The following is a 13,007-nucleotide window of genomic DNA, read 5'->3' on the forward strand; positions in this document are numbered from 1 at the left end:
GGCATCCCGTGAGCACTCCCCTCGCCGACCCCGCCCTCTCGGCACCCGCCCTCTCCGTGCCCGCCCTCGCCGACGCGACCGAGCTCTCCTGCGACGTGCTCGTCGTCGGCGGCGGCACCGCCGGCACCATGGCCGCGCTGACCGCAGCCGAACGCGGCGCGAACGTCATCCTCCTGGAGAAGGCACACGTCCGGCACTCGGGTGCCCTGGCCATGGGCATGGACGGGGTCAACAACGCGGTCGTCCCCGGCCGGGCCGAACCCGACGACTACGTCGCCGAGATCACCCGCGCCAACGACGGCCTCGTCGACCAGTCCACCGTCCGGCAGACGGCGACCCGCGGCTTCGCGATGGTCCAGCGGCTGGAGTCGTACGGGGTGAAGTTCGAGAAGGACGAGCACGGCGAGTACGCGGTCCGCCAGGTGCACCGGTCCGGCTCCTACGTGCTGCCGATGCCGGAGGGCAAGGACGTCAAGAAGGTCCTCTACCGGCAGCTGCGGCGCCGGGAGATGCGGGAGCGGATCCGGATCGAGAACCGGGTCATGCCGGTCCGCGTGCTCACCCACCCGGACGACGGCCGGGCCGTCGGCGTCGCCGGATTCCACACCCGTACCGGGGAGTTCGTCACGGTCCGGGCCGGTGCGGTGATCCTGGCCACCGGGCCCTGCGGCCGGCTCGGCCTGCCCGCGTCCGGTTACCTGTACGGGACGTACGAGAACCCGACGAACGCGGGCGACGGCTACGCCATGGCGTACCACGCGGGAGCCGCGCTCACCGGGATCGAGTGCTTCCAGATCAACCCGCTGATCAAGGACTACAACGGTCCCGCCTGCGCCTACGTCGCCAACCCCTTCGGCGGGTACCAGGTGAACCGGCACGGCGAGCGGTTCGTGGAGTCGGACTACTGGTCGGGGCAGATGATGTCCGAGTTCGCGACCGAACTCGCCTCCGACCGGGGCCCGGTGTACCTCAAGCTGAGCCATCTGCCCGAAGAGACCATCGGCGCCGTCGAGTCGATCCTCCACACCACGGAGCGGCCGACCCGGGGCACCTTCCACGAGGGGCGCGGGCACGACTACCGGACCCACGACATCGAGATGCACATCTCGGAGATCGGCCTGTGCGGCGGCCATTCCGCCTCGGGGGTACGGGTGGACGCCCACGCCCGCACGACGGTGCCCCGGCTGTACGCGGCCGGCGACCTGGCCTCCGTCCCGCACAACTACATGATCGGCGCCTTCGTCTTCGGCGACCTGGCGGGCGAGGACGCGGCGCGGTACCGGGCGTACGAAGGGGAGCTTCCGGCGGACCAGTTGGCCGCCGCGCACGAGCTCGTCTACCGGCCGCTCCGCCACCCCGACGGTCCGCCGCAGCCCCAAGTCGAGTACAAGCTGCGGAGGTTCGTCAACGACTACGTGGCGCCGCCGAAGACCGGGGCGAAACTGTCCCTGGCGGTGGAGGCGTTCACCCGGATGTCGGACGAGATCGCCGGCATGGGGGCGCGCACCGCGCACGAGCTGATGCGGTGCGCCGAGGTGAGCTTCATCCGGGACTGCGCCGAGATGGCGGCGCGGGCGTCGCTCGCGAGGACCGAGTCGCGGTGGGGGCTGTACCACGAGCGTCTCGACCATCCGGAGCGGGACGACCAGGGCTGGCTGCACCACCTCGACCTGCGCAAGTCCCCTTCCGGGGCGATGGAGTTCACGGCGCGGCCGGTCGAGCCGTACGTGGTGCCGGTGGCGGAGTTCGCGCCGCCGGCCGGCCCCGAGCGGCCGCTCGGCGAGGTCGCGCTCGTGCCGGTCGCGACGGCCGGCCCTCGGGACGGGGTGCCCGCCGCCCGGCCGGCCGCGGACGCGACCGCGCCGCGGGACCGGGCGGGGGCCGCCACCGCCCCGGCGCCCCACCTCACCCTGCTGCGCCTCCTGGCGCTCGTCGAGGAGTCCCCCGACCTGGCGGCGCTCCGGCCCTACCTCGACGACGCCGATCCGGGGGTCCGGGCCGCCGCCGTCACCGCGCTCGGGGAGACCGCCCCGGCCGGGGCGGGACCGGCGCTCGCGGCGCACCTGCGGGACACGGCACCGCAGGTGCGGGCCGCCGCCGCGGCCGCCCTGCGCGAGCTGGTCGAGGTCCTGCCCGCCGAGCCGCCGCTCGCGGCGGGCCTGCGGGAGGCGCTCGGCGTGCCCGACCCGGCCGTGCGCGTCGCGGCGCTCGACGTCCTGCGGGCCCTGCGGCTCGGTGCCGCCCCGCTGTACGCGGCCTCGCTCGCCGACGCCGACGTCGAGGTCCGCATCCAGGCCGTCCGGGCCCTGGTCTCGGTGGACGCGGTCGAGGAGCTCGCGGGGGCCGCCGCCGATCAGGCGCGCGAGGTGCGGGTCGCGGTGGCCCGGGGTCTCGCCGCCGTGCGCGCCCCCGCCCCGAAGCCGCTCGACCCGCTGCTCGACGATGCCGATCCGCTGGTCAGGGGGGCCGCGCTGGCCGCGCTCGCGGGTACGGGCTGCCCGCCGGAGTACGCGGCGTCCGCGGTGGCGGCGCTCTCCGATGCCGCCTGGCAGGTCCGGGCCGGCGCGGCGACCGCCCTGCGGGCCGCGCCGCCCGCCCTGGCCGTTCCCGCGCTCGCCCGGGCCCTCGCCGACCCGAACGCGGACGTCCGCAAGGCCGCCGTCCTCTCCCTGCTCCGGCACGGCGCCGAGCCCGCGGCCCGCGCCGCGCTCGCCGGGGCCGCCGACGACCCCGACGCCGACGTCCGCGCCTACGCCTCCCGCGTACCGCGCGAGACGCCCTGAGCCACCGCGGTGTGGAGGTGCTGGGCGCGGGACCGGGTGGGCGGGTCGGCGGGGAGGGTGCCGGTGAGGGGGAAGCCGCAGCCGAGGGCCGTCCGGCAGGAGCCCTCGTTGCCGACGGCGTGCACGAGTTCGAGGGCCCGTCCGGCGAACGGGCTGTCCTCGGAGACCGCCCATCGCGAGACGAGGGTCAGGGCCCGGGAGGCGATCCGGCGACCGCGCGCCTCGGCGGCGGTCCAGTAGCCGGCCCGTACGGGTGCCGCGCCGGCGTCCGTGGTGGTGAGGGCGATGTGGCCGAGGGGTGCGGACGGCCCGGCCGGTCCGGTCTCGACGACGGCGAACGCGGCCCGGGTCCCCGCCGCCCAGCCCCGGCGCTGGTCGGCCACCCAGCGGCGGGCCTCGCCCGCGGTGTCCAGGTGGGTGACGAGCCAGGAGCGGAGCAGCGCGTCGGCGTGGTGGCGTACGAGCACGTCGGCGTCCTCGTCCGTCCACGGACGCAGGAGCAGGGCCGCAGCGCCGTGGGCGGGGGCTCGGGCGGGGGCCTCCCGGAGGGTGATCTGCTCGGTGACGTGCCGCGTGCTCATGATCGGACGATATCCGGCCGGTCGGCGCACTCGGCGGCGTGGTGATCAGTGGCACATGGGTGAACGCGCGCATGCGGGGCGGCCGGGCGGGGAAGGGGCGCGGGGCGGCGTCGGGAGACCCGCTGTGGACGGTGGACCGAGGAGATGGTGAGGGTGACGGTGAGCGCGGAGGCTGTGGGCGCGCCGTGCTGGCTGAATCTGGCCGCGCGCGACCTCGACGCGGCGGAGCGCTTCTACGGGGCGGTGCTGGGCTGGACGTTCCGCCGGGGCGCGCTCGGTGACGCGTACGCGGTGGGCGAGCGGGACGGGGTGCCGGTGGCCGGGATCGCGGCGGTGGCCGCCGAGATGGCGGTGCCGGTGGCCTGGACGGCGTTCTTCGCCGTGGACGACGCCGACGCGGCGGTGGCGCGGATCCGGGAGCGCGGCGGCACGGTCGGCGTCGGGCCGGTGGCCTTCCCGCCCCGGGGGCGCGCGGCGCTCGCGACGGATCAGGAGGGCGCCGCGTTCGCCGTGTGGGAGGGGCGGCTGATCTCGCGCTGGCGCGTGGGCGAGCGGACGGCGCCGGCCTGGCTGGAGCTGCACACGCGGGACGCTTTCGACGCGGCCGTGTTCTACGGCGGGGTGCTCGGCTGGGCGGACGGGAACCCGGCGGGCGTCGAGGTCTCGTACGAGCGGGAGCAGGTGGTGCTGCGCTGGCACGGCGAGGCCGTCGCCCGGTTGAACAGCGGGCCCGTCGAGTCCGCCTCGCCACGTCCGCAGCTGCGTCCGCGCTGGCTCGTACGGTTCCGGGTGCCCGACCTGGAGGCGGCGACGGCCGCCGTCGTCAAGCACGGCGGGTCGGTCGTGCCGGGCGGCGAGTGGGGCGGGGTGCGCGCTCCGGAGGGCGCGGACCTGCATCGCGTGGTGGTCCGGGACCCCGACGGCGCACTGTTCACCCTGGACGCGCCGACGGAGGAGGACGTGTCCGAAGACCCCGACGATCGCGACTGAGCGAACGCCGGGGCCGATGAGACCGATGAGGCCGTTGGACCCTGTGAGCGGTACGGGCTACCGCAGGGCGGCGCGCGGGGCGCCCTCGGTACCGGTCCCGGTCCCGGTGCCGGGTGCGCCGTCCGCGCCGGTCGCGGGACGGCCCGCCGGGATGAGCGCGGCGACCACCGCGGCCGCGAGGCCGACCCCGGCGCCGATGAGCATCGCGGCGCGGAAGCCGTCCTCGGAGGGCAGGGCGTGCCCGCCGAACGAGGTGGTCATCTGGGCGAGGACGACTCCGATGACGGCGGCCGAGACGGAGGTGCCGATGGACCGCATCAGGGTGTTGAAGCTGTTGGCCGACGCGGTCTCCGCCTGCGGCACCGCGCCCATGATGAGCGCCGGCATGGCTCCGTAGGCGAGCCCCACTCCGGTGTTGCAGATGAGCGTCACGACGAGCAGACCCCAGGTGGAGCCCATCAGCGCGAGCGAGGAGGCGTATCCGACGGAGATGACCAGGGCGCCGACCGAGAGGGTGATCTTGGGGCCGCGGGCGGCCGACAGCTTGGCGCCGAGCGGGGCCAGGGCCATCATCATCAGGCCCGCCGGGGCCATCCAGAGGCCCATCGCCATCATCGACTGGCCGAGGCCGTAGCCGGTGGCCTCCGGCAGCTGGAGCAGCTGCGGGACGACCAGGGACTGCGCGTACATGGCGAAGCCGACGAGGACCGAGGCCGCGTTGGTGAGGAGGACGACCGGGCGGGCTGTGACCCGCAGGTCGACGAGCGGGTCACGCGTCCGCAGCTCCCAGGCGCCCCAGGCGAGCAGGACGACGGCCGAGCCCGCGAAGAGACCGAGGGTGGTGGCGCTGCCCCAGCCCCAGGTCGCGCCCTTGGAGACGGCGAGCAGCAGGGCGATCAGACCGGCGCCGAGGCCGAGGGCGCCCGGCACGTCGAAGCGGCCGGGGGCGGGGTTGCGCGGTCCGGCGGGCACGACGCGCCAGATCAGGAGGCCGACGAGGGCGCTGAAGGCGGCGGCGACCCAGAAGAGCACGCGCCAGCTGGCGTTCTCGGCGACGGCGGCGGAGAAGGGCAGGCCGAGGGCGCCGCCGACGCCCATGGAGGCGCTCATCAGGGCGATGGAGCCGCCGAGCTTCTCGGGCGGCAGGAGGTCCCGGAGGAGGCTGATGCCGACGGGGACGACGCCCATGCCGAGGCCCTGGAGGCCGCGTCCGACGATCATCGGGACGACGGAGGAGGCGAGCGCGCAGACGACGGAGCCGGCGATGAGCGGGACGATCGAGGCGAGGAGGACCCGGCGCTTGCCCAGGGTGTCGCCGAGACGGCCGGCGACGGGGGTGGCGACGGCGGCGGCGAGCAGGGTGGCGGTGATCACCCAGGAGGCGTTGGACGGGGCGGTGTCGAGGAGCTTCGGCAGGTCGCCGATGAGCGGCACCACCAGGGTCTGCATGAGCGCGGCCACGATGCCCGCAAGGGCGAGGACGCCGACGACGCCTCCGGTGCGGGCTTCGGGCTTGGAGCCGTCCACGGGTTCTCCCTCGGTTCTTCCACAATGAATGAATGATGTGCATCATGCACATTCCCTGCGTGATACACAAGTCATGCATGATGCACAGCACCTCGCCGCGAGGGAGAATGCCCCCATGGACAAGCCCGTGGACAAGCCCACTCACCTGGTCGAGTTCGAGACCATGCTGCTCGGCCGGCACGCCCACCTGTACGCACCCCGCTCCCGGGCCGCCGGCGGTCAGCTCGACCGCAGCGCGTACGTCCTGCTGAGCCGCATCCGCATGCACGGGCCGATGTCCATCGGGCAGCTCAGCGACGCCTTCGGCCTCGACGCCTCCACCCTCAACCGCCAGACCGCAGCCATGCTCCGCGCCGGGGTCGTCGAGCGCATCCCCGATCCCGACGGCGGCATCGCCCGCAAGTTCCGCATCACGGAGGAGGGCGAGCACCGCCTCGACGCCGACCGGGCCTCGAACATCGAAGGTCTTGAGCGGGTCATGGAGCACTGGTCGCCCGAGGACGTGGCCCGGTTCGCCGGCTTCCTCGAACGCTTCAACCGGGACATCGAGCGCCTGGAAGGCCGCCCCTGGCCCCGCCCCTGACGGCGAATCCGCTCCTCACGCACACCCCTGCGGGGCCCGTGGCCGATCCGGCCACGGGCCCCGCTTCCGTCGAATCCCTTTACGCGCGGGTCGTGCGGCGGTAACTTCCCGCCGACGCAAGAAGTTTCTGAAAGTTTCCGACAGCGTTTCCAACGGACGTCGTTCCCCGAGCCCGGGAGTGAAGCCCGACCGGTGACGCGGTCCCTCCCTGGAGATTCAGATGACACGCACCCGCAGAGGGCTGCCGGCCCGCGCGGTCGCCGCCCTGGCCGCCGCCGCCGGCATCCTCGGCCTGGTGGTCGCCGCGCCGCCCGGCGAGACCTCGCCCCGCACCGCGCCGGTCGCGGCCGCCGCCGACAACACGGCGACGGTCTTCTACTGGACGAAGACGAAGAACTGGTCGGCGTACAAGCTGCATTACGCCCCCGACGGCGGATCCTGGACGACCGTCCCCGGCGTCGCCATGGAGGCCGCCTGCACGGACTGGGTGAAGAAGACCGTCACCCTCGGTACGGCCACCGGACTCCAGGCCACGTTCAACAACGGCACGGGCACCTGGGACAACAACGGCGGCAAGAACTACGCCCTCGGTACCGGCACCATCACCGTCAAGGACGGGGTCGTCGCCCACTCCGACCCCTGCGCCGGCACCGAACCGACCCCGACGCCGACCCCGACCCCGACCCCGACGGCTTCGGCCAAGGCCACGGTCTACTACGCGACACAGACGCTCGGCTGGACCACCGTCAACCTCCACTACCAGCCCTCCGGCGGCACCTGGACCACCGTCCCCGGCGTCGGCATGACGGCCGCGTGCACGGGCTGGTGGAAGCGCGAGGTCGATCTCGGGACGGCCGCCTCCCTCAAGGCCGCCTTCAACAACGGCAACGGCACCTGGGACAACAACGGGGGCTCCGACTACACGATCGGCACGGGCGTCAGCACCGTACGGAACAACGTGGTGACGGCGAACGCGGCGGATCCGTGCGCGGCCGCCGTGCCCGACACCCAGGCCCCGACGGTCCCCACCCGCGTCACCGCGGCCGCCGACGGCGTCTCCGTGCTGCTCACCTGGGATCCCGCCTCGGACGACCGCGGGGTGACGAAGTACCAGGTCACCCGGGTCGGCGGCAGCGGCGGCACGGTCGTCACCGACGTCGGTTCCACCGTCTTCTCCGACACGGGACTCGCCGAGCGGACCGCGTACGGCTACACAGTGAAGGCCGTGGACGCGGCGGGCAACGTCTCCGCCGCCTCGGCGCCCGCGACGGCCACCACCGAGGACAAGCCGGCCGACCCCGCCACCGGCAAGCCCCTCGGCACGGACCCGCGCAAGGACCCGATCTACTTCGTCCTCACCGCCCGCTTCAACGACGGCGACCCGTCGAACAACCGCGGCGGCAGCCAGCACGCCAAGTCCGGCAACGCGGCCAACGACGACCCCATGTTCCGGGGCGACTTCAAGGGCCTCATCCAGAAGCTGGACTACGTCAAGGGCCTCGGCTTCTCGGCGATATGGGTCACGCCGGTGGTCCTCAACCGCTCGGACTACGACTACCACGGCTACCACGGCTACGACTTCTACAAGGTCGACCCCCGCCTGGAGTCCGCCGGAGCCTCCTACCAGGACCTGATCGACGCCGCCCACGCCAAGGGCATGAAGATCTACCAGGACGTCGTCTACAACCACTCCTCCCGCTGGGGCGCCAAGGGCCTGTTCACGCCCACCGTGTACGGCGTCCGGGACAGCCAGTGGAGCTGGTACTACGACGAGAAGCAGCCCGGCTTCGTGTACGACGGCCTGACGGTCGACGCCAAGTCCGGGAAGTCGTACTACAACGGCGACCTGTGGTCGACGGCCGAACCGACCGGCAACACCTGCCTCAACTGGGGCAAGCCCACCGGCGGCAAGAGCGCCGAGGGCTACACCGTCTACAACTGCCAGTGGCCGAGCCCCACGTCCGGCATGTTCCCGAAGGACCTCTTCCACCAGTGCTGGATCGGCAACTGGGAGGGTGAGGACTCCCGTTCCTGCTGGCTCCACGAGGACCTGGCCGACTTCAACACCGAATCACCCGCCGTGCAGAACTACTTGATCGGCGCCTACAACAAGTACATCGACATGGGCGTCGACGGATTCCGCGTCGACACGGCCGTGCACATCCCCCGCACCACGTGGAACCGCCGTTTCCTGCCCGCGATCCAGGAGCGGGTGACGCAGCGGCACGGCGCGGAGGCCGCGAAGAACTTCTTCGTCTTCGGCGAGGTCGCCGCCTTCGTCAACGACAAGTGGAACCGTGGCTCGGTGAACCACTCCGCGCAGTTCTACACCTGGAAGGAGCGCAAGGAGTACGACGCCGACGACGCCAAGGCCGCCCTGGAGATGTACGACTACGAGCAGCAGCAGGGCACGGGCAACCAGCCCACCTCCACCAACGCCTTCCTGAACGGGAACACCTACCACGCCCCCGACACCAGCCGTTTCTCCGGCATGAACGTCATCGACATGCGCATGCACATGAACTTCGGTGACGCGTCCAACGCCTTCTTCAACGGCAAGGACTCGGACGACAGTTACCACGACGCCACCTACAACGTCGTCTACGTCGACAGCCACGACTACGGCCCCAACAAGTCGAGCGAGCGCTACGCGGGCGGCACCGACGCCTGGGCCGAGAACATGTCGCTGATGTGGACCTTCCGCGGCATCCCGACGCTGTACTACGGCTCGGAGATCGAGTTCCAGAAGGGGAAGAAGATCGACTGCGGGCCGTCCTGCCCGCTCGCCACGACCGGCCGCGCGTACTTCGGCGACCACGTCGCCGGCTCCGTCACGGCCTCCGACTTCTCCCAGGTCTCCTCGGCCTCCGGAGCGGTCGCCACGACCCTCCAGCAGCCCCTGGTGCGGCACGTGCAGCGGCTCAACCAGATCCGCAGGGCGATCCCCGCGCTCCAGTCGGGCCAGTACTCCACCGAGGGCATCTCGGGCGGCATGGCCTTCAAGCGCCGCTACACCAGCGGCACGACGGACAGCTTCGCCCTCGTGACGGTCTCGGGCGGTGCCACGTACTCGGGCATCCCGAACGGGACGTACACCGACGCCGTCACGGGCGACGTGAAGACCGTCACCAACGGGACCCTGTCGGTCGCCGCGCCCGGCAAGGGCAACCTGCGGGTGTACGTGCTCAATGGCCCCGGCAGGATCGGCGCACCGGGCCCGTACCTGAAGTAGCCCCTCCCCGTACGGTCGCACCCTCCTCCCACCTCACACCTCACGCCTCACCCAGGGGCGTGCGGTGCAGGGTGACGAGGAGGAGCCAGACCTGTCCGGCGACGCGGGCGGGGGTGCCCTCGACGAGGCCGTGGAGCCAGTCGGCGAGCACCCCCGCGAAGGCGGCGGCCACGGCGGAGGCGATCAGCTCGGGTTCGGGGGCGCCGACCAGGGTGCGTTCGGAGAGGCTGCGGGCGCGCAGGTCCTGATGGAGGACGTGACCGAGCGGGCCGCCGCCCCCCGGGCTCAGCAGGGCCCGGTAGAGAGGGGCGTGCGGGGCGAGGCCCTCGAAGAAGGCGACGAGCGCGGGCGGCGGCGACGCCGGGTCGGGGACACCGCGCCAGGCATGCAGGGCGTCGACCGCGTCACGGACCACGTCGGCGCAGGCGTCGACGGCCAGCGCCTCCAGATCGGCGTAGTGGACGTAGAAGGTGGCACGGCCGACCCCGGCCCTGCGGACCAGCGCCGCGGTGGTGACGTCCGCCAGCGGGCGTTCGGCGCACTCGTCGAGGAGGGCCTGCCGCAGCTTGGCCCGTGTGCGGGCGGCCCGGGGGTCACCCGCCGCCACGTCTCCCGTCATCGCGGTCACCGGCTCAGGAGGACGGCGGCGAGGGCGAGGGCGCCGGGCAGCGCCTGGGCGACGAGGATGCGGCGGTTGGCGGTGGCTCCGCCGTACAGACCGGCGACGACCACGAAGCCCAGGAAGAACACCGTGACCCGGAAGCCCGTCGGGTCCTCGGCGACGAGGCCCCAGACGAGCCCGGCCGCCAGGAAGCCGTTGTAGAGGCCCTGGTTCGCGGCGAGCGGCGCGGTCGCGCGGGCCATGTCGGCGTCGAAGCCGGACAGGCCGCGGCCGGGCTTCCGCTCCCACAGGAACATCTCCAGAACCAGGATGTACGCGTGCAGGGCGGCCACCAGGCCCACCAGAACGTTCGCCGTCGTCTCCATCGTGCTCTCCCACCGTGGTGCCTATTTCCTGGACAGGTGTCCAGCATACATGGACACCTGTCCAGTAATCGAGGACGGCCCCGCGAAGGGGACAGGAGGGCTGATTCGTGCGCCTTCCCGGCGCCCACAGATCAACAGTGCGTAACACGAACAGGCTTCTCGGACAGAACACTTCCTTCCGTCCGACGAGTCTGGGATCTTGCGTCCACCCCACACATCACAGGGCCCGGCGGGCGCCACCCGCGCCACCGGGTCATCGGAGGACGCATTGTTTTCCCAGATATCCAGCCGGTTGAGAATCTCGGCCATCGCCGTCGCGGCCCTCGGCACGACCGTGGCGCTCGCCGCTCCCGCCGGATTCGCCCAAGCAGCACCGTCGGACACCGCGCCCGTCGCGGCGAGTTCGGCGGGGGCGACGCAGGCCACCACGACCACCACCACGAAGGCCGCGGCGGCACCGGCGGCCTGGGCCGCGGGCACCCGCGCCTACCTGGTGATCACGGCCCCGGGCGGAACGTCGTCCGTCACCGGCGCCGTGACGAGCAACGGCGGTTCCGTCTTCGCCACCTACGACGCCATCGGCGTGATCGTGGCGCACTCGACGTCCGCGTCGTTCCCCACGTCGATGCGCACCGTCAGCGGCGTCCAGCAGGTCGGGGCGACCCGTACCTCCGACGTCCCGGCCGACGCCTACAACCCGGCCCTCCCGGCGAACCCGGCGCAGTCCGCGACGACGCTGACGGAGTCCAACCGCTGGGACATGACGCAGATCAAGGCCGACCAGGCCTGGGCCGTCAGCACCGGCTCGGCGTCGGTGAAGGTCGGCGTCCTCGACACCGGCGTGGACGACCAGCACCAGGACATCGCGCCCAACTTCAACGCCGCCGACTCGGCGTCCTGCGCCTACGGCAAGGCGGACACCCGCGCCGGCGCCTGGCGCGACGTCGGCACGCACGGCACGCACGTCGCGGGCACGATCGCGGCGGCGAAGAACGGCAAGGGCGTCATCGGCGTCGCGCCGGGCGTGAAGATCTCCTCGGTCCGCATCGCGGAGCCGACCAGCAGCCTGTTCTTCGCGGAGAACACGATCTGCGGCTTCGTGTGGGCCGGTGACCACGGCTTCAAGGTCACCAACAACAGCTACTACACGGACCCGTGGGCGTTCAACTGCCCGGACAACGTGGACCAGGCCGCCATCATCGAGGGCGTCCGCCGCGCCCAGGCGTACGCCGAGGGCAAGGGCTCGCTCCAGGTGGCCGCCGCCGGCAACTCCAACTACGACCTGGCGAACAAGACGACCGACTCCGAGTCCCCCAACGACTCGACGCCGGTCACCCGCACGATCACCAACGCCTGCATCGACATCCCGACGGAGCTCCCGGGCGTCGTCACCGTCGCCGCGCAGGGCAACGGCGGCGCCAAGGCCTCGTACTCGAACCTCGGCAACGGCGTCATCGACGTCGCGGCCCCCGGCGGCGACGGCGCCTCCGGTGTCTACTCGACGCTCCCGGGCGGCAAGTACGGCAACATGAACGGCACGTCGATGGCCTCCCCGCACGTGACCGGTGTCGCGGCGCTGATCGCGAGCGCCAACCCGACGTTCACCCCGGCGCAGATCCGGGACCAGCTCGGCGTCCAGGCGACGGACCGGGCGTGCCCCTCGGACGCCCGCTGCACGGGCACCACGGCCAAGAACGGCTTCTTCGGCGAAGGCGCGGTCGACGCCCTGAAGGCCGTCGGGGGCACCACCCCGCCGACCGGCCCGTACTTCGAGAACCTGACCGATGTCGCGATCGCCGACAACGCGACGGTCGAGAGCCCGATCACGGTCAGCGGGGTGACGGGCAACGCCCCGGCGACCCTGAAGGTGGGCGTGGACATCAAGCACACGTACATCGGTGACCTGAAGGTCGACCTGGTGGCTCCGGACGGCACCGTCTACACGGTCCACAACCGGACCGGCAGCGGGACGGACAACATCGTCCAGTCGTTCACGGTCAACGCTTCGGCTGAGGTCGCCAACGGCGTCTGGAAGCTCCGCGTGAACGACAACGCGAACCAGGACACGGGCAAGATCGACGCCTGGACCCTGACCTTCTAGGGCCTGTCCGGTCGGATCCAGGGATCCCAGGACCCCAGGACCACGCGACCCCGCTGACGGGGCCGGAGCCGCCATGGCTCCGGCCCCGTTCGCATGCGCCGGGCAAGAAAGTGCGTACCGGGGGGTAGGCCCGCCCGACCCCCTTGCTATACGTTCCGTCTAACAAGCTTGCTAGACACGGTGTCTAACAAGCGTGCCCGAGCCGATCGCGACCCCAGGAGCC

The 13,007-nt window shown here is 72.5% G+C and carries 9 protein-coding genes; 5 read left to right on the forward strand and 4 right to left on the reverse strand.

The window, feature by feature from the left end:
* Positions 1-8 precede the first annotated feature (8 nt).
* Positions 9-2,783, forward strand: coding sequence for a fumarate reductase/succinate dehydrogenase flavoprotein subunit (locus tag ACFC0G_RS07800; protein ID WP_376398856.1), 2,775 nt, complete (start codon positions 9-11; stop codon positions 2,781-2,783).
* Here ACFC0G_RS07800 and ACFC0G_RS07805 read toward each other — a convergent pair.
* A complete protein-coding gene (locus ACFC0G_RS07805) occupies positions 2,750-3,364 on the reverse strand; it encodes a GNAT family N-acetyltransferase (protein ID WP_376398859.1) in 615 nt (204 codons plus the stop codon). The genes ACFC0G_RS07800 and ACFC0G_RS07805 overlap by 34 nt on opposite strands.
* A 144-nt stretch (positions 3,365-3,508) precedes the next feature.
* Here ACFC0G_RS07805 and ACFC0G_RS07810 point away from each other — a divergent pair, with 144 nt between their 5' ends.
* Positions 3,509-4,354, forward strand: coding sequence for a VOC family protein (locus ACFC0G_RS07810; RefSeq protein WP_376398862.1), 846 nt, complete (start codon positions 3,509-3,511; stop codon positions 4,352-4,354).
* A gap of 57 nt (positions 4,355-4,411) precedes the next feature.
* Here ACFC0G_RS07810 and ACFC0G_RS07815 read toward each other — a convergent pair whose 3' ends face one another.
* Entirely contained in the window at positions 4,412-5,881 is a 1,470-nt protein-coding gene (locus ACFC0G_RS07815; RefSeq protein ID WP_376398865.1) for an MFS transporter, read from the reverse strand.
* 115 nt (positions 5,882-5,996) lie between these two features.
* On the opposite strand from ACFC0G_RS07815, the gene ACFC0G_RS07820 reads away from it, so the two are divergent.
* The gene (locus ACFC0G_RS07820) at positions 5,997-6,464 is read left to right on the forward strand and encodes a MarR family winged helix-turn-helix transcriptional regulator (protein WP_376398868.1); all 468 of its coding nucleotides are present in this window, start codon (positions 5,997-5,999) and stop codon (positions 6,462-6,464) included.
* A gap of 220 nt (positions 6,465-6,684) precedes the next feature.
* The gene (locus ACFC0G_RS07825) at positions 6,685-9,696 is read left to right on the forward strand and encodes a carbohydrate binding domain-containing protein (protein WP_376398871.1); all 3,012 of its coding nucleotides are present in this window, start codon (positions 6,685-6,687) and stop codon (positions 9,694-9,696) included.
* Positions 9,697-9,736: 40 nt separating this feature from the next.
* Here the strand turns inward: ACFC0G_RS07825 and ACFC0G_RS07830 are convergent, their stop codons facing one another.
* On the reverse strand, positions 9,737-10,315 hold the full coding sequence (locus ACFC0G_RS07830; RefSeq protein WP_376398874.1) for a TetR/AcrR family transcriptional regulator: 579 nt from the start codon (positions 10,313-10,315) through the stop codon (positions 9,737-9,739).
* Between the two features lie 5 nt (positions 10,316-10,320).
* Positions 10,321-10,683: a DUF1304 domain-containing protein gene (locus tag ACFC0G_RS07835; protein ID WP_376398877.1), complete on the reverse strand. Its 363-nt coding sequence runs from the start codon at positions 10,681-10,683 to the stop codon at positions 10,321-10,323.
* Positions 10,684-10,990: 307 nt separating this feature from the next.
* On the opposite strand from ACFC0G_RS07835, the gene ACFC0G_RS07840 reads away from it, so the two are divergent.
* Positions 10,991-12,784, forward strand: a complete 1,794-nt coding sequence (locus tag ACFC0G_RS07840) for a S8 family serine peptidase (RefSeq protein WP_376399519.1) — start codon at positions 10,991-10,993, stop codon at positions 12,782-12,784.
* The last annotated feature ends 223 nt before the right edge of the window (positions 12,785-13,007 follow it).

The sequence above is a fragment of the Streptomyces sp. NPDC056169 genome (assembly GCF_042268445.1).
Classification (GTDB): Bacteria; Actinomycetota; Actinomycetes; order Streptomycetales; family Streptomycetaceae; genus Streptomyces.